The organism is Nocardia sp. CA-119907 (assembly GCF_050955995.1).
Lineage (GTDB): Bacteria > Actinomycetota > Actinomycetes > Mycobacteriales > Mycobacteriaceae > Nocardia.
In genome coordinates, this window is record NZ_CP192091.1 from 3208751 (window position 1) to 3233449 (window position 24699).

The 24699-nt window shown below is 66.9% G+C and carries 27 protein-coding genes; 14 read left to right on the top strand and 13 right to left on the bottom strand.

The features are described from left to right. Positions 1-174: 174 nt before the first annotated feature. Complete coding sequence (locus ACQP2D_RS14135) at positions 175-549, top strand: DUF952 domain-containing protein (protein WP_433684148.1); 375 nt, start codon at positions 175-177, stop codon at positions 547-549. A 1-nt stretch (position 550) separates the two neighbouring features. Here the strand turns inward: ACQP2D_RS14135 and ACQP2D_RS14140 are convergent, their stop codons facing one another. Then, positions 551-1252, bottom strand: coding sequence for a response regulator (locus tag ACQP2D_RS14140; RefSeq protein ID WP_433684150.1), 702 nt, complete (start codon positions 1250-1252; stop codon positions 551-553). After that, positions 1249-2466 carry a sensor histidine kinase gene (locus ACQP2D_RS14145; protein ID WP_433684151.1) on the bottom strand — a complete coding sequence of 406 codons (1218 nt, stop codon included), beginning with the start codon at positions 2464-2466 and terminating at the stop codon, positions 1249-1251. The genes ACQP2D_RS14140 and ACQP2D_RS14145 overlap by 4 nt, the downstream gene beginning before the upstream one ends. A gap of 199 nt (positions 2467-2665) precedes the next feature. Here ACQP2D_RS14145 and ACQP2D_RS14150 point away from each other — a divergent pair, with 199 nt between their 5' ends. Beyond that, positions 2666-3148: a cation:proton antiporter regulatory subunit gene (locus tag ACQP2D_RS14150; RefSeq protein WP_433684152.1), complete on the top strand. Its 483-nt coding sequence runs from the start codon at positions 2666-2668 to the stop codon at positions 3146-3148. 4 nt (positions 3149-3152) lie between these two features. Further along, complete coding sequence (locus ACQP2D_RS14155; protein ID WP_433684153.1) at positions 3153-4337, top strand: cation:proton antiporter; 1185 nt, start codon at positions 3153-3155, stop codon at positions 4335-4337. Here ACQP2D_RS14155 and ACQP2D_RS14160 read toward each other — a convergent pair. Beyond that, on the bottom strand, positions 4239-5183 hold the full coding sequence (locus ACQP2D_RS14160; RefSeq protein WP_433684154.1) for a rhomboid-like protein: 945 nt from the start codon (positions 5181-5183) through the stop codon (positions 4239-4241). The two genes, ACQP2D_RS14155 and ACQP2D_RS14160, sit on opposite strands and share 99 nt — an antisense overlap. A 224-nt stretch (positions 5184-5407) precedes the next feature. Between ACQP2D_RS14160 and ACQP2D_RS14165 the strand changes: the two genes are divergently transcribed. Beyond that, a complete protein-coding gene (locus ACQP2D_RS14165) occupies positions 5408-5755 on the top strand; it encodes an MHYT domain-containing protein (RefSeq protein WP_433684155.1) in 348 nt (115 codons plus the stop codon). Positions 5756-5776: 21 nt separating this feature from the next. Here ACQP2D_RS14165 and ACQP2D_RS14170 read toward each other — a convergent pair whose 3' ends face one another. The 3 genes from ACQP2D_RS14170 to ppgK form a co-directional block, all read right to left on the bottom strand. Further along, positions 5777-6637 carry an MHYT domain-containing protein gene (locus ACQP2D_RS14170; protein ID WP_433684156.1) on the bottom strand — a complete coding sequence of 287 codons (861 nt, stop codon included), beginning with the start codon at positions 6635-6637 and terminating at the stop codon, positions 5777-5779. A 907-nt stretch (positions 6638-7544) separates the two neighbouring features. After that, positions 7545-8915, bottom strand: coding sequence for an RNA polymerase sigma factor (locus ACQP2D_RS14175; RefSeq protein WP_433684157.1), 1371 nt, complete (start codon positions 8913-8915; stop codon positions 7545-7547). A gap of 229 nt (positions 8916-9144) precedes the next feature. Next, complete coding sequence (gene ppgK / locus ACQP2D_RS14180; protein WP_433684158.1) at positions 9145-9903, bottom strand: polyphosphate--glucose phosphotransferase; 759 nt, start codon at positions 9901-9903, stop codon at positions 9145-9147. A gap of 177 nt (positions 9904-10080) precedes the next feature. On the opposite strand from ppgK, the gene ACQP2D_RS14185 reads away from it, so the two are divergent. After that, positions 10081-10986, top strand: coding sequence for an inositol monophosphatase family protein (locus ACQP2D_RS14185; RefSeq protein ID WP_433684159.1), 906 nt, complete (start codon positions 10081-10083; stop codon positions 10984-10986). Between the two features lie 75 nt (positions 10987-11061). Here the strand turns inward: ACQP2D_RS14185 and cei are convergent, their stop codons facing one another. After that, on the bottom strand, positions 11062-11742 hold the full coding sequence (cei, locus tag ACQP2D_RS14190; protein WP_433684160.1) for an envelope integrity protein Cei: 681 nt from the start codon (positions 11740-11742) through the stop codon (positions 11062-11064). Positions 11743-12161: 419 nt separating this feature from the next. On the opposite strand from cei, the gene ACQP2D_RS14195 reads away from it, so the two are divergent. Continuing rightward, positions 12162-12464, top strand: coding sequence for a DUF4193 domain-containing protein (locus ACQP2D_RS14195; protein ID WP_354950527.1), 303 nt, complete (start codon positions 12162-12164; stop codon positions 12462-12464). A gap of 68 nt (positions 12465-12532) precedes the next feature. Here ACQP2D_RS14195 and ACQP2D_RS14200 read toward each other — a convergent pair whose 3' ends face one another. Continuing rightward, entirely contained in the window at positions 12533-13012 is a 480-nt protein-coding gene (locus ACQP2D_RS14200) for a DUF3093 domain-containing protein (RefSeq protein ID WP_433684162.1), read from the bottom strand. Between the two features lie 79 nt (positions 13013-13091). On the opposite strand from ACQP2D_RS14200, the gene dut reads away from it, so the two are divergent. Beyond that, positions 13092-13589 carry a dUTP diphosphatase gene (gene dut, locus ACQP2D_RS14205; RefSeq protein ID WP_433684163.1) on the top strand — a complete coding sequence of 166 codons (498 nt, stop codon included), beginning with the start codon at positions 13092-13094 and terminating at the stop codon, positions 13587-13589. Between the two features lie 5 nt (positions 13590-13594). Next, positions 13595-14584, top strand: coding sequence for a DUF3710 domain-containing protein (locus ACQP2D_RS14210; protein ID WP_433685651.1), 990 nt, complete (start codon positions 13595-13597; stop codon positions 14582-14584). A gap of 80 nt (positions 14585-14664) precedes the next feature. Here ACQP2D_RS14210 and ACQP2D_RS14215 read toward each other — a convergent pair whose 3' ends face one another. Next, positions 14665-15384 carry an alpha/beta hydrolase gene (locus ACQP2D_RS14215; RefSeq protein ID WP_433684164.1) on the bottom strand — a complete coding sequence of 240 codons (720 nt, stop codon included), beginning with the start codon at positions 15382-15384 and terminating at the stop codon, positions 14665-14667. 130 nt (positions 15385-15514) lie between these two features. Between ACQP2D_RS14215 and ACQP2D_RS14220 the strand changes: the two genes are divergently transcribed. From ACQP2D_RS14220 to shbA, 3 genes are all read left to right on the top strand, one after another. Next, positions 15515-15892 (top strand): OB-fold nucleic acid binding domain-containing protein, encoded by a 378-nt coding sequence (locus ACQP2D_RS14220; protein WP_354950534.1) that lies wholly within the window; start codon positions 15515-15517, stop codon positions 15890-15892. A gap of 3 nt (positions 15893-15895) precedes the next feature. Continuing rightward, on the top strand, positions 15896-16645 hold the full coding sequence (locus ACQP2D_RS14225) for a DUF3159 domain-containing protein (protein WP_433684165.1): 750 nt from the start codon (positions 15896-15898) through the stop codon (positions 16643-16645). Between the two features lie 146 nt (positions 16646-16791). Next, positions 16792-17427 carry an RNA polymerase sigma factor ShbA gene (gene shbA / locus ACQP2D_RS14230; protein WP_433684166.1) on the top strand — a complete coding sequence of 212 codons (636 nt, stop codon included), beginning with the start codon at positions 16792-16794 and terminating at the stop codon, positions 17425-17427. A 41-nt stretch (positions 17428-17468) separates the two neighbouring features. Here the strand turns inward: shbA and ACQP2D_RS14235 are convergent, their stop codons facing one another. Then, a complete protein-coding gene (locus ACQP2D_RS14235) occupies positions 17469-18140 on the bottom strand; it encodes a potassium channel family protein (RefSeq protein WP_433684167.1) in 672 nt (223 codons plus the stop codon). Positions 18141-18142: 2 nt separating this feature from the next. After that, on the bottom strand, positions 18143-18808 hold the full coding sequence (locus ACQP2D_RS14240) for a potassium channel family protein (RefSeq protein WP_433684168.1): 666 nt from the start codon (positions 18806-18808) through the stop codon (positions 18143-18145). 243 nt (positions 18809-19051) lie between these two features. On the opposite strand from ACQP2D_RS14240, the gene ACQP2D_RS14245 reads away from it, so the two are divergent. The 3 genes from ACQP2D_RS14245 to ACQP2D_RS14255 are packed head-to-tail and all read left to right on the top strand — an operon-like array spanning position 19052 to position 23017. Beyond that, positions 19052-21040 (top strand): APC family permease, encoded by a 1989-nt coding sequence (locus ACQP2D_RS14245; protein WP_433684169.1) that lies wholly within the window; start codon positions 19052-19054, stop codon positions 21038-21040. Continuing rightward, positions 21037-22650, top strand: a complete 1614-nt coding sequence (locus ACQP2D_RS14250; protein WP_433684170.1) for a class I SAM-dependent RNA methyltransferase — start codon at positions 21037-21039, stop codon at positions 22648-22650. The genes ACQP2D_RS14245 and ACQP2D_RS14250 overlap by 4 nt, the downstream gene beginning before the upstream one ends. A gap of 55 nt (positions 22651-22705) precedes the next feature. Beyond that, complete coding sequence (locus ACQP2D_RS14255; RefSeq protein WP_433684171.1) at positions 22706-23017, top strand: DUF1330 domain-containing protein; 312 nt, start codon at positions 22706-22708, stop codon at positions 23015-23017. Here the strand turns inward: ACQP2D_RS14255 and ACQP2D_RS14260 are convergent. Both ACQP2D_RS14260 and ACQP2D_RS14265 read right to left on the bottom strand, forming a co-directional pair. Next, complete coding sequence (locus ACQP2D_RS14260; protein WP_433684172.1) at positions 23005-23808, bottom strand: enoyl-CoA hydratase; 804 nt, start codon at positions 23806-23808, stop codon at positions 23005-23007. The two genes, ACQP2D_RS14255 and ACQP2D_RS14260, sit on opposite strands and share 13 nt — an antisense overlap. A gap of 63 nt (positions 23809-23871) precedes the next feature. Beyond that, positions 23872-24564, bottom strand: a complete 693-nt coding sequence (locus ACQP2D_RS14265; RefSeq protein WP_433684173.1) for an SIMPL domain-containing protein — start codon at positions 24562-24564, stop codon at positions 23872-23874. Between the last annotated feature and the right edge of the window lie 135 nt (positions 24565-24699).

The window sequence follows — 24699 nt, forward strand, 5'->3', positions numbered from 1 at the left end:
ATGACTACTCTGTCAGACGTTCGGGACGGGGGCTTTGTTCCCGGAAGTGATTCTGTGTGTTTTCGATAACACAACCTGGGATTTCGCTACTGGCGAACATCACTGGCCACGCATCGAAGGTCCACTCGACCACGATCACGAACACCTATCCAGTTGTCTACCGGGAGATTACCCGTGATCTACGACACTCACACTCTCGTTCACATTTGCACTCTCGCCGACTGGTTGACCGCGCGGCAAACCGGCGAGTACCGTCCGGAGTCGTTCGCGGAGATCGGTTTCATCCATCTGTCCACGCCACAGCAGGTGCATCTGCCGGCCAACCGCCTGTTCGCGGGCCGTCGTGACATGGTGCTGTTGCGCATCGATCCGGCTCGCGTCGGCGCGCCGGTGAAGTGGGAACCGGGCGTGCCGACCGACCCCGAATCGATGTTGTTCCCGCACCTGTACGGTCCGCTGCCGGTCGGCGCGGTCACCGCCGTCATCGAGTATCAGCCCGGTCCGGACGGCACCTTCGCCGCACTGGACCCGAACTTCCCCGGGCCGTGAACTACCGGTCCCTGGCCTCGCGCGCCACGATGGCGGCCTGAACCCGCGACCGCACACCGAGTTTGGTGAGCACCCGCGACACATGCGTCTTGACCGTCGTCTCGCCGATGAACAGCCGCGCGGCGATCTGCGCATTGGACAGGCCTTCGCCGAGACAGTCGAGGACCTCGCGTTCGCGCTCGGTGAGTTCGTCCAGGCCGTCCGGCGCTGGCTCGCTCGGTGGAGCGTCGGTCGAGGCGAACGCGTTGATCACCGCGGCGGTCACCTCCGGCGCGAGTACGCCATCGCCCGCGGCCACCGCGCGCACCGCATCGACAAGTGCTTGTCCGGATGCGGATTTCAGCACGAATCCCGACGCACCCGCGCGCAGTGTGCGAAAGACATACTCGTCCAGATCGAAGGTGGTCAGGATGAGCACCCTGGCCAGGCCGTCGGCGGTGATGCGGCCGGTGGCGGTGATGCCGTCGACGCCGGGCATGCGGACATCCATCAGCACCACATCTGGACGCAGCGCTTTGGCCTGGGCCACCGCGATATCGCCGTCGGCGGCCTCACCGACCACCTCGATGCCCGCGGCGGTTTCCAGGATGATGCGCAGGCCGGCCCGGATCGCGCCGTGATCGTCGGCGAGCAGCACGCGGATGGGCTCACCCGTCCTCCGGCCATCATCGCTCATCGAATCGCTGTGCGATGCCGCCGTCATGACGGATCCGTCGTCGAGATCGGCAGCCGCGCAAGCACTTCCCAGCCGCCCGCGGCCGGTCCCGCGGTGAAGGTACCGCCGAGGGCGACGGCCCGCTCGCGCATATTCATCAGTCCGCGATGGCCCATATCGTGCTCATTCGACCGATTGCGCGTCGGTACGGTGGGATTGTGTACCGCCACCGCCAAAGCCGTTGCCTGCACGCGCACGTCGATGTCGACCTCCTGTCCCGGGGCATGTTTCATGGCATTGGTGAGTGCTTCCTGGACGATGCGGTAGGCGGCCTGGTCGACCGCGCTCGGCAGCGGTGTCCCGTTCAACGAATCCCGCACGCGCACGGTGATTCCGGCCGCGCGGGCGGCGTCGACCAGGATGGGCAGCTGGGCCAGTTTGCGCGGTGCCGCAGCGTCGTCCTCGGCGGCGTCGTCGCGGCGCAATAGACCGATCATGGTGCGCATCTCCTGCAGTGCGCTGACACTATTGGACCGGATCGAGGAAATGATCCCGGCGATAGCGGGATCGTCGATTCGGCCGTCCGGCACCGGCTGCCGCGCCAGCACACCCAGCGCTGCCTCGGACTGGATCGCGATGGCGGACAGATGCCCCGCGATCACATCGTGCAGATCCCGCGCCATCGTCTTGCGTTCATCGGCGATGGCCGCGCGCCGATCCAGTTCGGCGACCAAGCTCATCGCTTGTGCGCGTCTACGTTCGGCCTCCGCGATCTCCTTGTGTCCGCGCACCGACAACGCCCACCACAGCGGCGTCGCGACGAAGGCGAACAGGGCCGCGATGGTGATCACCGCGATCCGCCAGTCGCCGAGTATCAGCGCCAATAGGGTCAGCGCTGCCGAGAGCGCCCCGCAGACCATGACCACGAAGCGCGAGCGCGTGGGTGCGGCATACAGCACACCCGCATAGATCAGATCCGAATAGATGAGCCAGATCGGCACCGTCGGGCCGAGTGCGAAATCGATCGCGAACGGGATCAGCCCGATACCGAGCGCCAGCACCGGTGTGCGCCGCCGTAGGAAGCTCGCCACGCAGATCAGCGCGAGCACCCCGAATCGCACCGGCAGCGACGGGTGGCGGCTGAGGTCGCTGGCCATCTCGAACAGGCCGGTGAGATAGAGCCCGGCACCGAGCGCGAACGCGAAGGCGGCGACCAGCGCGTCCTGCACGGTCGCCGACAAGGCCTCCCACTGCCGCCGCATCGACCCATCACAGCACACACCGCGGTATCCGCGGGTCAGCCGAAGGAAGGAGGCGTGGTCGATCCGTTGACCGACGTGATCGACACCTGCGCCGATGTTCGCCATCGGTTCCGGTGCGGATCGGCTCGGTGGTCCGGCTCGCGGCGCGATCGCGGGACTCGTGGGCGGTTGGTCGTTTTTGCCGGTTAGGGTGGAGGATGTGAACGTCGACGTCACCGCCCTACCCGGGATCGGGGTACGCAAAGACTTTCAGCTGCGGTCGGGCCGCCGGATCGGCGTTGTCGATCACCGCGACGGCGGCATTGATCTGATCGTCTCCAAACCCGACGACCCGGACTCCTGCGCCGCCCAGGTACCGCTGACCCCCGACGAGGCGTCGGTGCTCGCGAACCTGCTCGGCGCGCCGCAGTTGGTCGCAAAGCTACGCGAGGACCACCGCGACCTACCCGGGATCACCACCCGCCAACTACCCATCGGCGAGGATTCGCCGTATGAGGGCCGCACCCTGGGCGAGACCGGAATGCGCACGCGCACAAAGGCTTCCATTGTCGCCGTGATGCGTGCGGGGCAGCTACACCCCTCGCCGGGACCGGATTTCACCTTTACCGCCGATGACATACTCGTGGTCGTCGGGACACCCGACGGTCTGGACGCGGCCGCGAAGATCTTGACGCACGGGTGAGAGCGTGAACGAAACCGCGCTCGCCCTCATCGAGCTCGGGGCGGTGTTATTCGCCCTCGGCATGCTCGGGAGAGTGGCGGCCCGCTTCGGCATGTCCCCGATTCCGCTATACCTGCTCGGCGGCCTGGCTTTCGGCCAGGGCGGATTCATCGAACTCGGCGCCGCGAACGAATTCGGCCATATCGCAGGCGAAATCGGCGTTGTGCTGCTGTTGTTGCTGCTCGGACTGGAATACACCGCGGCCGAATTGGTGACCGGACTGCGCCGCTCATGGGCCGCGGGGCTGGTCGATATCGTCGCCAACGCGACGCCCGGCGCGGTGGTCGCGCTGATACTCGGCTGGGGGATGACGGGAGCGATAACGCTGGCCGGAGTCACCTATATCTCGTCCTCGGGCATCGTCGCCAAGGTGCTCAATGATCTCGGGCGCCTCGGCAACCGGGAAACACCGGTGATCCTGTCGATTCTGGTCTTCGAGGATCTGGCGATGGCGATGTATCTGCCGATCCTCACCGCGATCCTGGCGGGCACGAGTTTCCTGAGCGGGCTCACCGTACTGGGACTCGCCTTGGCCACCGTCACCGTCGTGCTCGTGGTGGCATTGCGGTACGGCCGGTACGTGTCGGCGATCGTGGACAGCGCCGACCGTGAGGTATTCCTGTTGAAGCTGCTCGGTGCCGCGCTGCTGGTCGCCGGACTGGCCTCGGCGCTGAACGTCTCGGCGGCGGTCGGCGCGTTCCTGCTCGGCATCGCGATCTCCGGCTCGACCGCGCACGAGGCGACGAAGCTGCTGGAACCGATCCGGGATCTGTTCGCCGCCATCTTCTTCGTGGCCTTCGGACTCAGTACCGACCCGAGTGCGATCCCGCCGGTGCTCGGCTGGGCCATCCTGCTCGCGGTGGTCACCGTGGTGACCAAGGTGGCGACCGGCTGGTGGGCGGCGAGTCGACAGGGCATCCGTCGGATGGGTCGGGCGCGAGCGGGCGCCGCACTGGTCGCGCGCGGTGAATTCTCCATCGTCATCGCGGGTCTGGCGGTGGGTATGGGCGCGGTCGCCGGTGAGCTCGCCGGACTCGCCTCGGCCTATGTGCTACTGATGGCGGTGCTCGGCCCGATCGCGGCCCGCGTCGTCGAACCGGTCATCGGCCTGGTGCAGCGCCGCCTCAGCCCGGCCGCCAGTACTGGGTAGGGGCTGGGCCGCAACGGCAGTCGCATCGGCGGCACTTACGTCGTCGGCCGCCGTCGGCAGCGGAGTCGTCGCGATCGCCGGAACCTGTGTTGCAGCGGAGCTCGTGTCGCGTGCGGCGCGCCGGCGTTCGACGCGACGCCAGAAGGTCGAAGCCACGAGCCCGACGGCCAAACCGATCAGGGCCGCGCACATATGTCCGTAGTCGGTGAAGGTCGGACCGATCAATAACGCCGAGCCGAGGACGATGATGATGACCGCCGCCCATACCACGCGGACCGCACCGCGGAAGTGGAAGGCCATGGCGGCCAGTACTGCCGTGAACCCGTAGCTGGTACCGACATCGGCGGCGTACTGCACGCGCACCGGGATGATGTGGCGGTCGATGGCGTGATCGATCGCGGTGACGGTGAGCAGCGTGGCGCCGATATGCCCGGTGGCGAACAGCAGAATCCAGCGACTGGTGCCGAGCCAGCGTTCGGCGAAGCCCATGACCACCAGAATCTCCGCGATGGTGATCCAGGGAAACTGACCCTGGGTCCAGAACGCCGAGGCCACCAGCACCTGGATGGGGTTGTGCTGCATGTTGTAGAGGTTGGTCGAGGCCGAGAAGATCAGCCTGCGCTCCACCGAATCGCCGACTCCGCGCAGTGTCCACCAGGTGACGAACAAGGTGAACGCATACGCGGTGCTGGCCGGTGCGCCCGATAGGTGCTGGCGCAGTTCCGGCAGGAGTCGGCGCGCCAGCCCGGGGCGACGCACCCACGACCAGACCGCGCGGAGTTCATCGCGCAGGTCGACGGTTCGCGTCCATGGCGAGTGGATCCGGTGCAAAGTGGGGGCAACCACAATGCTCAAGTCTGCCGGGCGCGGGGTCATCATGTCCGCCGACCCGCCAAGTCTGTGTTCTGGCTCACCTGACCTGGTCGGTCGGACCCGCCGTCGGTGCCTACCCGGGCGCCAGGGGCTGCAATGAATTGGTCGGCTGACCAAGTGGTTGGTCGACGGCGGCGCGCAGCAAATCCGACGACTCGCGGGTTCGAAACTCGGCGTGGGTCGAGTCCGGTTGGCGAGTGCCTCTGATCGCGCTCGGTGGTGCTGGGGCGCAACAGGACTCGGGATACGTGTCGAAATTGCATGTGCGCGGCACCATCGCCACCATCGGCGCGGCACTGGTCATGGGTGTCGCCGTCTGCGGCATGCACTACACGGGCATGTTCGCGATGCATGTGCAGAACGGCCAGCACCTGCATGCACCCGCCGGTGCTGGCGCGGCCCAGCTGCTGACTCCGCTGACGGTCGGCGTCGGCATGGTGACCATGATGCTGCTGTTGCCCATCGGCATCACCGATGTGGACGATCCGGCCTACGACGGGGCCCGCGGAGCGCGTCCGGCGCGATACTGGCCGACCAGGGACTGAGTGTTTGTCGCCCTGCGCGGCTCAGCTGTGCGGCACCTCGGTTCGCGTCGGCCAATACGCGGACGCGGGCGGCAGGATTTCCGCCTCGACCGGTGGCAGCGGCGGCAGCTGATCCGCCTTGGCACGCGGTGCGAGACGCAGCGGCGGCAGTTCGATATTGCGCTCGATCTCGGTCAGGCTGACGCTGATGAGCAGCAGCATGGTCACCACACTGATCGCGACGATCAGCGGCCCGATCAGCTGCATGGCTTCCGTGCCCTCGGGGGTGCTGTCATGCCCGCCGTGCCCGGCGTGCGCGTGCATCGCCGACATCCCCGTGTAATGCATACCGCAGACGGCAATGCCCATGATCAATGCGGCACCGACGGTGGACAGAAATCCCTTGACGCGCAACGTGAACCAGAATGCCACGATCGACGCGACCACGGCGATCACCATCGACAGCGCCACCCGCTGCGCGTCGTAGCTGATCACCGCATTCGACTTCATCGCGTACATGCCCGCGTAATGCATGGCCCCGACACCGATCCCGGTGACCGTGCCCCCGGTCAGCAGCCCGAGCAGTGTCGGCTCGGGCTTGATCACGATGAACAGGCCGATGCCGACCACCGCGATCGCAGTGATCGCACTGAGCAGAGTGAGCGGAATGTCGTATCGGATCTCGGTGCCCCGGATCGAAAACCCCAGCATCGCAATGAAATGCATGACCCAGATGCCGGTACCGCCGATCGCGATGGCCGCACCGAGCAGCCAGCCGATGCGGTCGTTGCCGGTGCGGGCACGGGCCGCGCATTGCAATCCGAGCAAGCATCCGGTCACCGACATGGTGTAGGCCAGAAGCGGGGTCAGTAGACCGTAACTGAAATGGTAGATGTCGAGCACGCAACGCCTCCGCTGCCGAAGGTGGAATATTCGGCGGTTGAAATAACGGCGGGTCAGACGATACGACAGCTGGCGGCCGTTTTGGTGTCGAAATCCGTTTCCCTGGAAGTTATTTAGGTCACTTTCAGGTTTGATTGAAACATGAATTGGTTAACGGGCCGGACGCTATCGCGATTGCCGACAAGTGGCTGGTCGATTGCGCCGGAGTATGCCGAAAAGCGCTGTCGCAGAGCCAGTTCAGATCAATACCATTGCAATCATGAACGAGCACAGTTGGATTCGACGGTAGCGGGGCCACAGGCGAAGAGAGTGCGGGCAGAGTTGCCGCACCCACACTGGGTGGCCGCTGACCATTTGGAGAAGAGTGGTCCGGTAGGCCTCGATAGACGTGGGCGATGCGGCGGCGGCCGATGGCTGCCGCGATACTCGGGGGCGCTTCGCTGTGCCGTCACGAGGAGCCGCGTCGCCCAACCGGAAACGATGCCGCGCGTGCCCGCGTCGATGCCCTGCGCGATCCAGCGCATCGAGCCGCCCGGACTCGACCAATATTTGCGCGAGGGCGTCGTCGAGTGCCGCCGCCCGGTCCGCCACATCGACGGGCACGACCGCTACGCGCGCACCCGGTGTTCGGGCCAGGATCTCGCCGTGGGCAGCCCAGGGTTTGGCAGGGTAGCGCGCGAGAAGCGTCAGTTCGAGCCCACGCGGGCCAACCGGTGCGCGATTCGAGGCCGAGACCTAGACGATCCGCCGATGATCACGACATGCCGTTCAGCGCGCCGCTGGGGCTATTCGAACGCCAAGTGCTGAAAGTTGTCGCGATTACTTCGGACTAGTAGCGCTGTGTTGTGGTCCGGATATGAAATCGGGCCGCTGAGCAGCAGCTCAACGGCCCGATCCGGGCGATTACCTAGTCGAGATAGTCGCGCAGCACCTGGGAGCGGCTCGGGTGGCGCAGCTTGCTCATGGTCTTCGACTCGATCTGGCGGATGCGCTCACGGGTGACCCCGTAGACCTGGCCGATCTCGTCCAGGGTGCGCGGCTGGCCGTCGGTCAGGCCGAAGCGCAGCCGCACCACCCCCGCCTCGCGCTCGGACAGCGTCTCCAGCACCGACTGCAGCTGATCCTGCAGCAGGGTGAAGCTCACCGCGTCCACCGCGACGACGGCCTCGGAGTCCTCGATGAAGTCGCCGAGCTGGCTGTCGCCCTCATCGCCGATGGTCTGGTCCAGCGAAATCGGCTCACGCGCGTACTGCTGGATCTCGAGGACCTTCTCCGGCGTGATGTCCATTTCCTTGGCCAACTCCTCCGGGGTCGGCTCGCGGCCGAGGTCCTGGAGCAACTCGCGCTGGATGCGGCCGAGCTTGTTGATGACCTCGACCATATGCACCGGGATACGGATGGTGCGGGCCTGGTCGGCCATGGCGCGGGTGATCGCCTGCCGGATCCACCAGGTGGCGTACGTGGAGAATTTGTAGCCCTTGGTGTAGTCGAACTTCTCGACCGCGCGGATCAGGCCGAGGTTGCCCTCCTGGATCAGATCCAGGAACGCCATGCCGCGCCCGGTGTAGCGCTTGGCCAGCGAGACCACCAGGCGCAGGTTGGCCTCCAGCAGATGGTTCTTGGCGCGGTTGCCGTCGCGCACGATCCAGGTGTAGTCGCGCCGCATCGCGACCGGCAGCTTCTCACCCTGTTCGGCGAATTCGCGCACCTTCTCCGCGGCGTAGAGCCCGGCCTCGATCCGCTTGGCGAGTTCGACCTCCTCCTCGGCGTTGAGCAGCGCGACCTTGCCGATCTGCTTGAGGTAGGCACGCACCGAGTCGGCCGATGCGGTGAGCTCGGCGTCCTTGCGGGCCTGGCGCAGCGCCTCGGATTCCTCCTCATCCCAGACGAAGTCGCCGGAGGCCTTGTCCGCAGCGGTCGGCTCGTCGGTCTCGCCCTCTTCGACTTCCTCGGCGACATCCTCGACCAGATCCTCGGCGTCGTCGGTGAGGTCGTCCTCGGACACCTCGAGATCGCCGAGGTCCTCCAGGTCCAGATCCTCGGCCTCGAGGTTCTCGTCGCCGCCCGGCTCACCGTCGGGTCCGGCCTTCTTCGGTGCGGCCTTCTTGGCGGGGCCCTTCGTCGCCTTCGCGGCGGCCTTCTTGGCCGGAGCCTTCTTGGCGGCGGCCTTCTTGGCCGGAGCCTTCTTAGCGGCAGCCTTGCGGACCGGCCGTGCTTCGGTTACATCTGCGGAGTCGGCATCGGCCGATTCGGCGGTCTGACGGGTCGTGGCTACCACGTACGCCCTTTCGTGACGGTCTCGTGCGGCGTCACGCCAGAGTGGTGTTCCGGCGGAGCGGTCTGTCGGGTTTCACCGGCTGAGCGCCGGGTCTGGGGTTTCCGGCTCGCGGCCGGAGTACGTTCCATTGTAACGATCGAACCAGGGTACCTACGGCACGATCCCAGCAACGGCTAATGCCGTACTGTCCGCGCGCCTTCCGGATCAGCCGACCTTGGTTACGGTTCGCTCACGGCGCGATACCCGCGTCGATGGCCATCGCCGCGCCCACGATGCCCGCGGTGTTCTCCAAGCGGGCGGGGATCACCTGGGTTCGATTGGTGAGCAACGGGATCCACTGCTCGGCGTCCCTGCTGATGCCGCCACCGGCCACGAAGACCTTCGGCCAGAAAAGGTTCTCCAGTCCGCTCAGCACGATGCTGACCTCGGCGGCCCACTGGGCGTAGCTCAGGCCGTAGCGATCCTTGACCGAGGCCGCGGCGCGGTGTTCGGTCTCCATGCCGCCGATCTCGAGATGGCCGAGTTCGGTATTGGGCACCAGCGTGCCGTGGAACAGCAGCGCCGAACCGATGCCGGTGCCGAAGGTCAGCAGCAGCACCAGGCCGGCGAACTCCTTTGCCGCGCCATAGCGGTCCTCGGCGAGTCCGGCCGCGTCCGCGTCGTTGAGCACGGTGACCGGGCGGCCGTCCAGCGCTTCGGAGAACAGGGCGCGCGCGTCGGTGCCGATCCACGACTTATCGATATTGGCGGCTGTTTGCGCGACGCCTTCGAGTACGACCGAGGGCAGCGTGATGCCGACCGGACCGTCCCACTCGGCCTCGGCGACCAGTTTGACGACCGCGTCGGTGACCGCCTGCGGTGTCGAAGGATGCGGTGTCGCGATCTTGATCCGCTCGTGGACCAACTCACCGGTGGACAGATCCACCGCGGCGCCCTTGACCCCGCTGCCACCGATATCGATACCGAATGCGTGCCCCCGAGCGGACATGACGTTCCCTCGTTCCCTGTGCTGGCCGATGTGTTGACCGCGCCGCCGCACAGGGGCCCATCCACTGGTCCGAGGCATGCGGTGGGTGTGCCCGACGACGGCGTTGTGTCGTGCACGACAAGAGTAATGGGCGTTACATGGTTCCCGTTCAGCGAGGATCTGTGATGGCATGGGGGCATGTCGGAGACCAGAGTGTCCATTACCGCCCAGCCCGCCGCCGCGGGTGCCGCGGACGTGTCCGAGTTGCGCCGGATCGCGGTCCGACTCGCCGAGACCGGGGCGGCGCATGTGCGCTCGCGTCGCCCTGAGGTGTTCGGCCCGGACGGTGCGCGCGATGGGGCCGTGCGGACCAAGGGACATCCCACCGATCCGGTGACGATCGTGGACACCGAGACCGAGGACCTGATCCGGCGACTGCTGGATGAGGCGCGCCCCGGCGACCCGGTCCTCGGCGAGGAAGGCGGCGGGAGTCTGGCCGATACCGACGCGGACACCGTGCACTGGGTGGTCGACCCGATCGATGGCACCGTGAACTTCCTATACGGCATCCCGGGCTACGCGATTTCGGTGGCCGCGATGCGCGCCGGACAACCCGTCGCGGGCGCGGTGGTGGATGTCGCGCGCGCGGCGACCTACAGCGCCGCATCGGGTCTCGGTGCGACCAGGGTGGCCGCCGACGGCTCGGTCGACCATCTTCGGTGTGCGCCGGTGCGCTCGGCGGCGTTGGCATTGGTGGCCACCGGATTCGCCTACGGCAGACAGCGCAGGACCCGCCAGGCCGCGCTGGTCGCCGAGATCCTGCCGAATATCCGCGATATCCGCCGCTTCGGCGCGGCCGCCCTCGACCTGTGCTTCGTCGCCGAGGGCCGGATCGACGCCTACTACGAACACGGACTCAACGCATGGGATTGGGCCGCGGGCGCGCTGATCGCCTTGGAAGCGGGTGCGGTGCTGCGGCTGCCCGCGGCCACCAGCCCCGGCTCGGCGGGTGAATTGGTCGTCGCCGCCGCGCCCGGCATCGCGGACGAATTGACCGAGCTGTTCGACCGGGTCGGCGCGACCGTCGCCATTCCCGACGCCTGATTCGCGGCCCGAGAGACAGATCGCCCCGGTGCGCCGAAGCGACACCGGGGCGACGGGAGGGGTTGGTCTCGCCGCTCAGCAGCGTGCCGTGCGCGCCGCGGAGAGCAGTTTGGGATCGATGGACGTGGATGCGCCAGGCGCCGGATTCTTCAGCGATTTCAGGACTTCCTCGGCATCCGGACTCGGCCGCAGCGACTCGCCGAATACCGAACCCAGCACCAGGTCGACGGTGTCGTCGGTGCGCTGATCCTCGATCAACTCCGCGCACGGCGCGACCAACTGGACCGATGCGGCGGCCGGTCGGCCGTTCACGCCGAAGCGGATCTGGCCGGTGCAGTTGAGGTCACCGTTGACATATACCGAATCGTTACCGAACTGCTGTCCCGGCGCGCTCGCGAAGCCGAGATCACCGAGTGCGGAGGCGATGTGGGAGGCCTGACCGCTCTTGTTGTTCGCGTTCAGCACCCGGACCTTGGACGAGGCGAGCGCCGCCGGTTCGACGTCGGTCAGTCGCGACTGGCCCACCCGCTGCCCCAGCGGAGCGGGTTGCGGCGACTTGGCGTCGGTGGCCGGGCTCGGTGAGTTGCACGCCATCGCGGCTCCGCTGCGGTCCTCGGTCGTCAAGGCCTTGACCCACACCACCGTGCAGATCAGGAGTAGGACGCCGATCAGGATCAGCCATGGCTGGTTGCGTCGCCGGAGGAAGGGTTGACCCTGCCGATCCGTTGCGCTGCCTTCGGTGATGAGTGAAACCACCGCCATACTCTACGAAAATGTCTCGGCCACTGGGGGACGGCAGGCCGCGCGGAGCCTGGCCGGGGTGGGTGAAAAGACTGCGAAAGGTCTCGGCCAGTTCCAGGGTTGGTGTCGATTACCCCTCAGTTTCGAATCGTCTGTGTTTTGATTGCGACTTTTGCCGTGTCGTCCGCTATTGTCTGGCGGCCCAGATCGAATCATCCAGCCAGAAATCGGTGGTCGGTCGCGGGAACAAGCAGGGCATGTCCTGCGTTTACCGAGCGCTATCAAAGGTGGGTTCGCGCGATCCGCCCTGATAGGGGACCGGTGTACGTGTGACGTGCACCACCGGCGGGGCGGTGCTGGTCATTCCGATTCCGAGTGGATCGGATGAGCGGCCCGGTCCGGGATATACGGAGTAAGGACGAGGGGAAGACGACATGGCAACCGACTATGACGCACCGAGGCGCACAGAATCCGACGAAGTGTCGGAAGATTCGCTGGAGGAGCTGAAGGCTCGTCGCAACGAGGCACAGTCCGCCGTCGTGGATATCGACGAATCCGATACCGCGGAGTCGTTCGAGCTTCCCGGCGCGGACCTGTCCGAAGAAGTGCTGACGGTTCGGGTCATCCCGAAGCAGGCGGACGAGTTCACCTGTTCCAGCTGTTTCCTGGTCCATCACCGGAGCAGGCTGGCCAGCGAGAGTGGCGGCCAGATGATCTGCATGGACTGCGCAGCCTGATCCCGGCGCGAGATCTGATCTCCAGCCCGAGATCAATACACAGAGCCCGCGCTCGGCACGCCCGGCTTTCAGCCAGGTATGCCAAGCGCGGCCAGGACCCGGTCGGGCCGTCGCGTACTGACCAGCCAGTACGGCGTCGGATCGTCCGGGTCATCGAGCACCAGCAGCACCATCGGCCCCACCCATGGCCGATGTTGAACATAGGCGGCGGGGTCGAGCTGGCGGCCCAGCGCCGCACTCTTGGCGGTGGGGGCCACGGTGGCCGCCTTGGCCACGAAGTTCACCGGCAGATGTGCCCGATCGGCGCGAAGTTCGCGGACGCCGGAGGCATCCTGGGCCACCTCGACCCGATGGCGGCTCAGCCACACCAACACCCACACCGGCACCGGAAACAACAGCGCGTAGGGCAGCCATGCGCGCAGACCCGGTGCGCCCATATGGATTTCGGCCGCCAGCAAGCCGGTGATCGCGAACGCGACCGGCCACCACCACAGTGGCACCCACAGGCGCTCTCGGTAGGGCTCGAAGCCGGTCTGTTGTTCGTCCATAGTCACTGGGTTGGGCTGGTCCGACACGACTCAACACTAATTCACTGAGGTCGAGGGCGTACGCGTAGGCTCGTTGAACGTGAGCGCACTTTCACCTATACCCTTGCTGCGGCTTGATCCCGGCATTCCCATGCCCACGCGTGCCCACCACGGAGACGCGGGCGTGGACCTGTGCACCACAGAGGACGTCATCATCGAGCCGGGGGAGCGGGTGCTGGTCGGCACCGGTGTCGCCGTCGCGCTACCGGTCGGCACGGTCGGCCTGATCCATCCGCGTTCCGGTCTGGCCGCGAAAACCGGTCTGTCCGTGGTGAATACCCCGGGCACGGTGGACGCGGGGTATCGGGGCGAAATCAAGGTGTGCCTGATCAACCATGATCCGCGCACCCCGATCGAGCTGCGCCGGGGTGATCGGATCGCGCAGTTGCTGGTTCAGCGGGTCGAGCTGGTCGATTTCGTGGAGGTCGACGGGCTCGACGACACCACGCGGGGTGCGGGCGGTTACGGGTCGAGCGGTGGCCACGCGAGTCTGGCCGCGGCGGCCGACGGCGCGGGCGCCCTCGGCAAGGAGGCATGACGGGAATGTTCGGAAAGAGACGTAAGTCCGGCGGACGTGAACAGTTCGCCGACGATCAGTACGACGACGAATACCCGGGCGACTACCGGGGGAATTACGACGCCGAATACAACACCGGCTACGGCCACGCGGGCTACGACGATGAGCCGATCACCGACGAGAACCCGATCATCGATCCGATCACCGATGAGAATCCGGTCGTCCCAGCCGAATACGCCGTCGCGAACTACGACGACGGGCCCGGCTATGACGAGTCCGACTACGACGACGAGTACGACACCGCCGACACGGAGATGCCCAAATCCGGCCCGTACGACTACGGCGAAGTCGCCGAGCTGCTGGAGAATGTGGCCGATCAGCGCCTGGATCTCGGTTCGGTCATCCTGCCGGTCCCGCCGGGCGGTCAGCTGCAGGTCGAGATGACCCCGGACGGCACCCCGCAGGCGGTACACCTGGCGACCGAACACGGCCGGATCACCGTGGCGGCCTATGCCGCACCCAAGTCGGCGGGCCAATGGCGTTCGGTGGCAGCCGATCTCGCCGAATCCCTACGCAAAGACGGCGCCAGGGTCGCGGTGGAGACCGGACCATGGGGGCGGGAACTGCTCGCCATCACCGAGGGCGCGGATCTGCGCTTCATCGGGGTGGACGGGCCGCGGTGGATGGTGCGTCTGGTGGCGGCGGGTCCGCAGGGCGCCGCCGATGACGACGCACCGCTGGTGCGGGCCGCACGAGCCATCATGAGCGAGACCGTGATCCGACGCGGTGACGAGCCGATGCCGGTGCGCGAGCCGCTGGCCGTTGTGCTGCCGCCGGAGCTGGCCGAGCAGTTGGCCGCCGCGCACCAGGCGCAGGTGGAGGCGCAACAGCAGGCGATCGCCGCGCAGCAGGCCGCCGCCCAGGCCGGGCCGCAGGCGGTGATCCCGCCGCGCATGCCGAATGAACCTCGGCGCGGCGCGGACGGTTCCGCCATGCAGCAGCTCGGGCTGAATTAGCCAACGCCCGAACGCAATTCGTCGCCCCAGCCGAACGCTGGGGCTTCGTGTTTTCGCGACGAGCGCCCGGGGCGGGGGCGTCAGGCGAATGCGGTGATCCCGCTGTGTCCGAGAATCGCGGGGTTCGCGCCGAGTTCGTCGAGGGTGATCCGGATCAATTCGGAGCGCGGGATCAGCTCGGCCCATTCCTCGGCCACCGCCAGCGGGTGCACCGGATCGTCGATCGCCGTGATGATCGCGACCGGCACCTCGATGGTGGCGAGTCGTTCGGTGCCGGGCCACTTGTAGTCGGCGGCCTCCTGCAAGGCGTCGGGCAGCCGCGGCCATTGCGAGCGCCAGGATTGGGTGAGCGCGTCGGCGAGCCAGCGCGGGCTGCTCGCGCGCATTCGTCCGACGACCGCGTCGAGACCGTCCGCGCGTAGCTGGGCGGCGGTGGCCGCGGCGCTGAGCGCGGCCGGGCAGGCCGCGGTATCCGGTCCGGTCCAGCCCGGTAGCGCCGCCACTACGCCGATTGCTGCGCTGGGGTGCTCACCGGCCCACTCCAGCGCGATCGCTGCGCCCAGGGAGATTCCAGCGGCCAGTACGGGACCGCGCAGGGCGGCCGCGTCGAGCGCGGCTCGGTAACTGGCAACCACCGCGCACGGATCGGGTTCGACCGCGATGCATTCGATTCCGCGTGCCGCACAGGCGGGTCCGAAGGCGCGGTGCGCGAAGTCGGCATCCGATCCGGTACCCGGCAACGCCACGGCGATCGGGGCGCGGCCGCGGTTATCCGGCGCGAAATGTGGGGAGTCGAACACCGGTCCGAGCGTAGCGGGGCGAGGGTTGCCCATCTACAGTGGCGGGTATACGGCCTACAGCCGGTCGTTACCGGAACAACCACGATGGCGTGTGAACCACGTCGTCTTGCTCCACCCAGGAGAGCACCACATGTCATCCGCCGCCTCAGGTTATTTTCGCCGTCTGGGCCGCAGGCTGACCGAGGACATCGATCAGCTGGACGCCGAGGAACTCGCCGAATCGGCCGACGCGTCGGGTGCGTGCCGGGCCTCGGAGTGCCGCCGCGGTGACGAGGCCACGATGCTCGGACGACTACGCAGTGTCGAAGCGTGTCCTAAGTCCGTCGGCGCCAGTGTTCAGGCAGAATTCTTCGACGGCACCGATGCCATCAGTCTGGTGTGGATCGGTCGTCGGCGGATCCCGGGTATCGAACCGGGACGTAAGATCCTCGTTCGCGGTCGGGTCGGTGACCGCGATGGCCGTAAGGTGATCTACAACCCCTACTACGAATTGCGTGAGAACAGCTGACGTATGCCATCGAGCAACGAGAACGCCGCCGAGATCCGTGCTACGAGCCAGACCGGAGGGCGTAGGTCGATCGACCCGTCCGAGGCGGTCGATCGCCCCGTCGACGCCGAAACCGACGCCGAGATCGAAGAGGCCGAACAGACCCTGCTGGAGCAGCTGGGTGGGTTCAGTGGGCTGATCTATTCGACCCTGCCGGTCCTCGTCTTCGTGCCCGTCAATACCTTCGCCGGGCTCACCGCGGCGATCTGGTCGGCGCTCGGCGTTGCCGCCGCGATTCTGGTGTGGCGCCTGGTTCGGCGCAGTCCGATCCAGCCCGCGATCTCCGGCTTCCTAGGGGTCGGCATCTGCGCGTTCATCGCCTACCGGATGGGTGAGGCGAAGGGCTTCTTCCTGTTCGGCATCTACACCAGCCTGGTGTACGCGGGGGTGTTCCTGGTGTCGATACTGGTGCGCTGGCCGCTGGTCGGCGTCATCTGGGGTGTGCTCAACGGCCACGGTTCCGAATGGCGGTCCGATCGGCGCATCGTCCGGCTCTACGACCTTGCGACCACCACCTGGGTGGTCGTATTCGGCGCGCGCTACCTGGTGCAATCGCAGCTCTACGACACCGATCGCACCGGCTGGCTCGCCTTCGCGCGCATTGCGATGGGCTGGCCGCTGACCGCGCTCGCGCTGGCCGTCACGGTGTGGGCGGTACGACGTGCCGGACACCTGCCGGTGCAGCGCGGGACCTCGGCCGAAGCGGCCCAGTAGACACTCGCCCCGATGTCGTCGGGGTGTTAACAAATCGCCGCCGGAGGTGGGGGAGTACCCACCCTGGGGTGCCTGGTTGGGCGATCGAGTTCATCAGACGATCAGTGCAAGCAAAAAAGCACGATCGGCTAGAAAGGACTCGGAAGTTGGCTACCGAGCACAACATTGCGGCACTGTCGAAGAAGCAAGCCCACCACAACCCGGCCCTGTCGGAGAGCCGTCGGATATCGGCCGAACTCGATAAGTTGATCGGCCCGGCGGCCGCGGGAGACCGCGCGGCCGTCGCCGAGATCATCCGGCTGGTGCATCCGCTGGTGCGCCGGTATTGCGGTGCGCGCCTTGGCAATACCGCGCATCTGCACGTCACGGCCGATGATGTGGTGCAGGAGATCCTGCTGGCCACCGTCAACGCCATTCCGCGCTACCGGGATCAGGGCAAGTCGTTCCTGGCCTTCGTCTACGGCATCGCGGCCAATAAGGTGGCAGACGCGTTCCGGCGCTCACAGCTGCACCCGATGTATCCGGTCGACGAGGTGCCCGATATGGCCTCGACCGCGGCCGGTCCGGAGGAGTGGGCGATCGCTTCCGAACGTAGCGCCGCCACTAGGGAATTGATGAAGATCCTCGCGCCGGCGCATCGTGAGGTGCTGGTGATGCGGATCGTGCTCGGCTGGACCGCCGCACAGACCGCGGAGGCCATCGGCACCAGTCCGGGTGTAGTTCGCGTGATGCAGCATCGCGCGCTGAACAAGCTGCGGGCCGAGCTGCAGGCCGCGGCCTGAGGCGGCCGGGCATTGGCCCGTGTATCAGCCTTGTCGGGGAGTCAGGGTTTGATGCCGTGCGTGGCCAGCGCCACTCGCAGGTCTTCCTCGGCCTCCACGGAGGTCACGAACAACAGTTCGTCGTCGCCCTCGAAGGGGTCGTCGGGCTGCGGCACGATCACCCGGCCGCCGCGCAGAATCGTCACCAGGGCGGCGTCGCGCGGCAGGGTGAGCGTGCGGACCGGCTTACCCGCCAAGGCGGTATCGCTGGGCAGGGTGATCTCGACCAGATTCGCCTGACCCTGTCGCAGGGTCATCAGTCGCACCAGATCACCGACCGAAACGGCTTCCTCGACCAGCGAGGCGAGCAGTCGCGGTGTCGACACCGCGACATCGACGCCCCAGGCCGCATCGAAGAGCCACTCATTGCGCGGATCGTTGACCCTGGCCACCACCCGGCGCACACCGAATTCGGTCTTGGCCAACAGGCTGTGCACGAGATTCACCTTGTCATCACCGGTGGCGGCGATGACGACCTCGTAGGTCTCCAACCCGGCGTCCTCGAGCAGTGCGAGTTCACACGCGTCGGCATGCACCCAGATGGCATCCGGGATGGCGGCGGGGTCGATATGGTCGAGCTGACGCTCGAGCAGCATCACCCGATGGCCGCCGCGCAATAGCTCCCTGGCTATCGAGCGGCCGACGGCACCGGCTCCGGCGATGGCCACTTTCATGTTCAGTCCTCGCTTGCTGGGGGCTTACCGGCCAAGGCAACCGCCTCGCCGACGGAGCCGGAGGTCGCGGCGACATAGACGATGTCGTCGGCTTGGACCACGGTCTTGCTCTCGGGCAGCAGGCCCTGGCCGAACCGGATGATGAACGCGACCCTGGCCCCGGTGCTCCGCTCCAGATCGCGCACGGTACGGCCGTACCAGTCCTCGTGCAGGATCAGCTGGGCCACCGCGACGGTGCCCGTCGGATCGCGCCAGGTGGTGGTGCCGCCGTCGCCGATCAGGGTGGTCAGGAAGCGGTCGGTGGTCCAGGGCACGGTGGCAATGGTCGGGATGCCGAGACGCTCGTAGACGGCGGCGCGCTTGGCGTCGTAGATGCGCGCGACCACGCGTTGCACGCCGAACATTTCGCGGGCCACCCGCGCGGAGATGATGTTGGAGTTGTCGCCGGAGGAGACCGCGGCGAAGGCGTCGGCCCGCTCGATTCCGGCGCGGGTCAGCACATCCCGGTCGAAGCCGACGCCGATCACCCGCTCACCGGGGAAGTCCTCGCCGAGGCGTAGGAAGGCACTTTGGTCCCGGTCGATCACGGTGACCTCATGGCCGACCCGGACCAGGGCGCGTGCCAGCGATGAGCCGACTCGTCCGCAACCCATGATCACTACGTACACCGTGCAACCTCGTTCCTGGAACCGTGTTCAATTGGCGGCACTCGGAGGCCCTCCATGCTTATGCAAGCTTCCTCCTCCGGGCCATGAGCTCGCACTGCGGGGCGTTCGGTTTGCTATCTCCGGCATGGAACCGTACCCGCCATATGTTCCCAAGCCCCAATTTCCCTTACGTGCGCCGACCAAACATACGACGCCTACCGGCCGGGGCAGCGCTCCACCCTGCGGGGATCTATGCTCGCTCCAGTGTCCAAGTTGACGACGGCAGCCAAACGTGTGCTGCTGGGCAGGCCTTTCCGTAGCGATGCGCTGGGCCATACCCTGCTGCCGAAGCGGATCGCGCTCCCCGTGTTCGCCTCCGACGCGATGTCCTCTGTGGCGTACGCGCCGGAAGAAATCTTCCTCGTCCTTTCGGTGGCCGGTATCTCGGCCTACGTCTACGCGCCCTGGGTCGGTCTTGCGGTCGCATTCGTGATGGCGGTGGTGGTCGCCAGCTACCGGCAGAACGTGCACGCCTATCCCTCCGGTGGCGGTGACTACGAGGTGGCCACCACGAATCTCGGGCCCAATGCCGGGCTCACCGTCGGCAGTGCGCTGCTGGTGGACTATGTGCTCACGGTGGCGGTGTCGATCTCCTCGGCGGCGTCGAATATCGGGTCCGCGATTCCGTTCGTCGCCACGCACAAGGTGTTGTTCGCGGTGGTCGCCATTGTCGTGCTGACATCGATCAATCTGCGCGGCATCCGGGAATCCGGTGTCGCCTTCGCGATTCCGACCTACGCCTTCATCTTCGGCATGTTCGCGATGCTCGGATGGGGGTTGTTGCGCATCTTCGTCTTCGGGGACGATCTGCGCGCCGAATCGGCGGGCTTCCAGCTCAACGCGGAGGAGGAGCACCTCTACGGGCTGGCCTTCACCTTCCTGATCGCGCGGGCGTTCTCCTCCGGCTGTGCCGCGCTGACCGGTGTCGAGGCGATCAGCAATGGTGTGCCCGCATTCCGGAAGCCCAAGTCGCGCAATGCGGCGACGACGCTGCTGATGCTCGGCAGTATCGCGATCGCACTGTTGATGGGCATCATCATCCTGGCCCAGAAGATCGGGATCGTTTACGCGCACAACGAATCCGACCTTGTCGGCGCGCCCGCGGACTACCATCAGAAGACGCTGATCGCGCAGTTGGCCGAGACCGTATTCCACGGATTCCCGATCGGGTTCTACTTCATCACCACCGTGACCGCGCTGATTCTGGTGCTCGCGGCGAATACCGCGTTCAACGGATTCCCGGTGCTGGGTTCGATTCTGGCGCAGGACCGGTACCTGCCCCGGCAGTTGCACACCCGTGGCGACCGGCTGGCGTTCAGCAACGGCATCCTGTTCCTGTCCGGTGCGGCCGTCGCGTTCGTGGTGGTATTCGGCGCCGAGGTGACCAAACTCATCCAGCTCTACATCGTCGGCGTCTTCGTCTCGTTCGTGCTCAGCCAGACCGGCATGCTGCGACACTGGACCCGGTTGCTGCGCACCGAAACCGATCCGGCGCAGCGGGCCAGAATGATGCGTTCGCGGGTGATCAACGCGATCGGGCTCAGCGCCACCGGGACGGTGCTGGTCATCGTGCTGATTACGAAGTTCTTCGCCGGTGCCTGGATCGCGATCTGCACCATGGTGGCCATCTTCGTGGTGATGAAACTCATTCGTCGGCACTACGATTCGGTGTCCCGTGAGCTCGACGAGCACGAGTGGGACGGGGTGCTGCCGAGCCGCTCGCATTCGATCGTGCTGGTGTCCAAACTGCATCTGCCGACGCGTCGGGCGCTGGCCTACGCCCGCGCCACCCGTCCGGACACCTTGGAGGCGGTGACGGTGAACGTCGACGAGCCCGACACCAGGGCGCTGGTTCGGGAGTGGGAGCGCAGCGATATCACCGTGCCGCTCAAGGTGATCGAATCGCCCTATCGCGAAATCACCAAGCCGGTACTGGATTACGTCAAGCGGGTGCGCCGGGATTCGCCGCGCGATGTGGTGACCGTATTCATTCCGGAGTACGTGGTCGGGCACTGGTGGGAGCAGATTCTGCACAACCAGAGCGCCCTGCGGCTCAAGGGCAGACTGCTTTTCGAGCCCGGTGTAATGGTGACGAGCGTGCCCTGGCAGCTGACCTCCTCCGCGAAGGCCAGGCAGGCGGGTGTGGTCAACGCGCCGGGTGCGGTGCGACGTGGGTACGAGGACCGAGGGTGACCGACTGGCGCGGAACGACTTTCGAGGTACGGCTCGGGCCGCCCGGGCACGGCGGATTCTGCGTCGCCCGGCATGAGGGCCGGGTCGTCTTCGTGCGACACGGTCTGCCCGATGAACTGGTTCGGGTGCGGGTCACCGAGGACCGCGGTGGTTCGTTCTGCCGGGCCGATGCGATCGAGATCCTGGAGGCATCCCCGGACCGCATTCCGGCCACCTGCCCGGTCTCCGGCCCCGGCGGCGCGGGCTGTTGCGATTTCTCCTTCGCCGCCCCGGCGGCCCAGCGTGCGCTGAAGGCGGCGGTGGTCGCCGAACAATTGCGCCGCATCGCCGGAATCGACCGCGGTATCACCGTACAGCCGATCGCCGGATATCCCGCCGACACCACCGGCGGCTGGCGCACCCGCGTCCGGTTGGCGGTCGACGCCGACGGCCGAGCCGGGGTGCACGGCTATCGCAGCACCGAGGTGATCACCGATCTGCGCTGCCCACAACCTGTTTCGGGCGCGATGGACGGTATCGGCGATCGATTGTGGACGCCCGGTGCGGATCTGGTGATCGCGGTGGACGGCGATGGGATGCGACATATCGTCGAGCTGGCTCCGTCGACGGTGGCCGGTCGTGCTGAGCGCGGGGGTGAACGACCCGCGGTGCGCGGTGGGCGTGGCGGGAACCGGCGTGGTGGCTCCGATCGGGACCACCGTGGCGGGCGCGGTGGTGCGGGCCGTGGCCGGGACGGCCGTCGTGGTCGCGGCGAGCGCGGCGGCGACCCGCAGTGGCGCCGCATCGATGATCGAGACGTAGGTCGTGATCGGGGTGATGATCGCGGCGGGGCAGGTCGGGATCATCGTGGGGAAAGGCGACCGCACGGCGGCGAGTGGGATCGCGGTGAGGATTGGCGCGGTGGTCACGGTCGGGCGCCCGGGATCGGCGATCACGGGGCTGGTCAGCTCGGATCGGCAGGGCACGAGGGGGATCGGCGGCGGGCTTCGGCGCGGCGCTCGGCGGCGCACGCGGCGCGGGACGAGTGGGTGCTCGGGGGTAGTGGGCGGACGGTCGAGTACGTGGCCGGGCGACGGTGGGAGCTGTCGGCGACCGGGTTCTGGCAGGCGCATCGCGGTGCGGCGCAATGCTATTCGGATCTGGTCGCGGGGTGGGCCGGGCTCGGTCACGGGGAGCGGGCGTGGGATCTGTACAGCGGCGTAGGGGTGTTCGCGGCCCGGCTCGCCGACCAGGTCGGTCCGACCGGCTCGGTACTCGCGGTGGAATCGGCGCGGTCCGCGGTGACCGATGGCGCCGCGGTCCTGCGGGATCTGCCGTGGCTGGACCTGCGCGCCCAGCGCGTCGAGCACTGGCTGGCCGAACACGTCAGCAGTGCCGCTCCGGATGTGGTCGTCCTGGATCCGCCGCGCGCGGGCGCGGGCAAGGAAATCGTCACCGCGGTGACCACCAGCGGCCCGGTCCGCATCATCCATGTCGGATGCGACCCGGCGTCTTTCGCCCGCGATCTCGGCCTCTACCAGGCAGCCGGCTACCAGCTCGCCGACCTGCGCGCCTTCGATGCCTTCCCCGCCACCCACCACGTCGAATGCCTCGCTCTGCTGGAACGCTGAGCATCGCCTCGGGCTCATGCCCGAGGATAGCCGCGACGCCGTTTACAGTCTCACCATGACCGTGTATGTCATCGCGCAGCTGAAGTTCACCGATCGCGCCGCTTACGATCGCTATAAGGCGCGCTTCCTCGAGGTATTCGCCCGCTATTCCGGCACCCTGCTGGCCTCCGATGAATCCCCGCAGGTGATCGAGGGTGATTCCGATCGCGAGAAGGTGGTCCTGATGTCGTTTCCGGACGAATCGTCCTTCCGCGCGTGGGCGCAATCGCCTGAGTACCTGGAGATCTCGAAGGACCGCCACGCGGGCGCTGATACGGTGACCCTGCTGGTCAAAGGCATCGGCCAGCGCTCGGCTCAGTCCTCGTAGACGGGTGGGCGGCGCTCGCGGCGGGCACGAATGGCCTCGTCGAAATTCTCGGTGGTGAGGCGAACATAGAGCTGGGACATGCCCTCGTGCTGCATATGGGATTCGAAGCCGCTGGCCTCCATACCGCTCCACAGCATGCGTTTGGTGAGCTCGGTGCCGACCCGGCTGAAGCTGATTATTCGTTCGGCCAGGTCATAGCAGGTGTCGAGGAGTTTGGCGGTGGGGACGGTGCGTGAGACCAAGCCGATGCGTTCGGCCTCGACCGCATCGATATCCCGGCCGGACAACATGATTTCGAAGGCGCGCGAGGCGCCGATGGCGCGCGGCAGCAGATAGCTGATGCCCAGTTCCGCTGAGGTGAGGCCGTTATTGATCCCGGCGGCGCGAAAGTAGGCGTCCTCGCCCGCGATTCGGATATCGGTGGCGACGCTGAGGCAGAATCCGCCGCCGATGGCCGCGCCGTTGATCGCGCCGATGACCGGCTGGTTCATCCGCCGCAGCGTGATCATCACATCGTTGAGCAGGTCCATCGAGCGCCGGGCGACGCTGGTCTTGGTGAGCCCCTCGGTATTGGGCACCTTGCCCGCGCTCTGTAGGTCGGCGCCGGAACAGAAGCCGTCGCCCGCGCCGGTGAGCACCACGACCCGCACTTCGTTATCGGCACTGACCTCTTCGAGGGCCTGCCGCAGCGGGATCATCACATCGAAGGCCATCGCATTCATTCGTTCCGGCCGATTCAGCGTGACCAGCGCGACCTGCGGGCGCGGTTTGTCGATGAGCACGAATGGCATGCGGACCCCTTCGGACACGGTGAGGCCCTCACTATACCCAAGCAAGCGTTAGGTTAGAGGGAATCAGCTGAGCTGCCAGGTCGCCCGAATGGTCGCCGAGATTTCGGATTCGCCGAGTTCGACCGGAACCGGAGCCCCGCCGTAGCCCTCGTTCATGGGGGCCGCCACCGCCATCAGCCGGGGTGCGGCGGGCGTCGTGGAGGCGGTGTTCTCGGTGATCTCGACGACCGATCCGAGGGTGCGCTGCGCACGGCCCGCGTACTGCTCGGCCTTGGTGAGGGCGTTGTCCCATGCGGCATCGCGGGCCCGGGCGAGCAGGCTCTCCTGATCGGCGAAGCCGAGGTTGAGCCCGCCGAGGCGAACATCGTCCCCACCCGCGTCGACGCAGTTGGCGATGATCGTGGCGGGGCCGGGATCGGCCGTTTCGCCGATATCGCGCAGGACGACGGTGAGGTCGGTGGTCGCGACGTATCCGGTGATCTTGGAGCCCCCGCCCTCCACCCAGACGGTTTCGGTGCGCACCGACAAACCGCTGGTGGCGATATCGGTGCCGGGAACGCCGTCCGACCGCAGTGAATCGGTGACAGTGGCGACGCGCTCACCGGCCTGGCCGTAGGCGAGCGCGACCTTGCTGGCCCGGGTCTCGACGGAGATGGTGACCCGCATCAGATCCGGGGTGGCGCGGGCGGTGCCGTACCCGAAAGTGGTGACCGTGCCCGCGACGGTGCCGGTGTCGTCGGACTGCTTCTTGCTCACGGTGCTCTCCTGAGTTCGTCGGATCTCGTCTCACCTGCTGAACGGTCAGTAGCGGGCGAATGTCCCCGCGGAGCGGTGAGCCGATCGCCGCTGGGGCGTGCCGCGCTCGCGTGGCTCACTTCGCCGGAGGTTCGC

Bases quoted from the DNA above. Each gene is read 5' to 3' on its own strand.
- ACQP2D_RS14200 (WP_433684162.1), bottom strand. From the start codon at position 13,012: ATGGACGAACAACAGACCGGCTTCGAGCCCTACCGAGAGCGCCTGTGG.
- ACQP2D_RS14140 (WP_433684150.1), bottom strand. From the start codon at position 1,252: ATGACGGCGGCATCGCACAGCGATTCGATGAGCGATGATGGCCGGAGG.
- ppgK (WP_433684158.1), bottom strand. From the start codon at position 9,903: ATGTCCGCTCGGGGGCACGCATTCGGTATCGATATCGGTGGCAGCGGG.
- ACQP2D_RS14185 (WP_433684159.1), top strand. From the start codon at position 10,081: ATGTCGGAGACCAGAGTGTCCATTACCGCCCAGCCCGCCGCCGCGGGT.
- ACQP2D_RS14225 (WP_433684165.1), top strand. From the start codon at position 15,896: ATGCCATCGAGCAACGAGAACGCCGCCGAGATCCGTGCTACGAGCCAG.
- ACQP2D_RS14260 (WP_433684172.1), bottom strand. From the start codon at position 23,808: ATGCCATTCGTGCTCATCGACAAACCGCGCCCGCAGGTCGCGCTGGTC.
- ACQP2D_RS14195 (WP_354950527.1), top strand. From the start codon at position 12,162: ATGGCAACCGACTATGACGCACCGAGGCGCACAGAATCCGACGAAGTG.
- ACQP2D_RS14235 (WP_433684167.1), bottom strand. From the start codon at position 18,140: ATGAAAGTGGCCATCGCCGGAGCCGGTGCCGTCGGCCGCTCGATAGCC.
- ACQP2D_RS14210 (WP_433685651.1), top strand. From the start codon at position 13,595: ATGTTCGGAAAGAGACGTAAGTCCGGCGGACGTGAACAGTTCGCCGAC.
- ACQP2D_RS14220 (WP_354950534.1), top strand. From the start codon at position 15,515: ATGTCATCCGCCGCCTCAGGTTATTTTCGCCGTCTGGGCCGCAGGCTG.
- ACQP2D_RS14145 (WP_433684151.1), bottom strand. From the start codon at position 2,466: ATGCGGCGGCAGTGGGAGGCCTTGTCGGCGACCGTGCAGGACGCGCTG.
- ACQP2D_RS14255 (WP_433684171.1), top strand. From the start codon at position 22,706: ATGACCGTGTATGTCATCGCGCAGCTGAAGTTCACCGATCGCGCCGCT.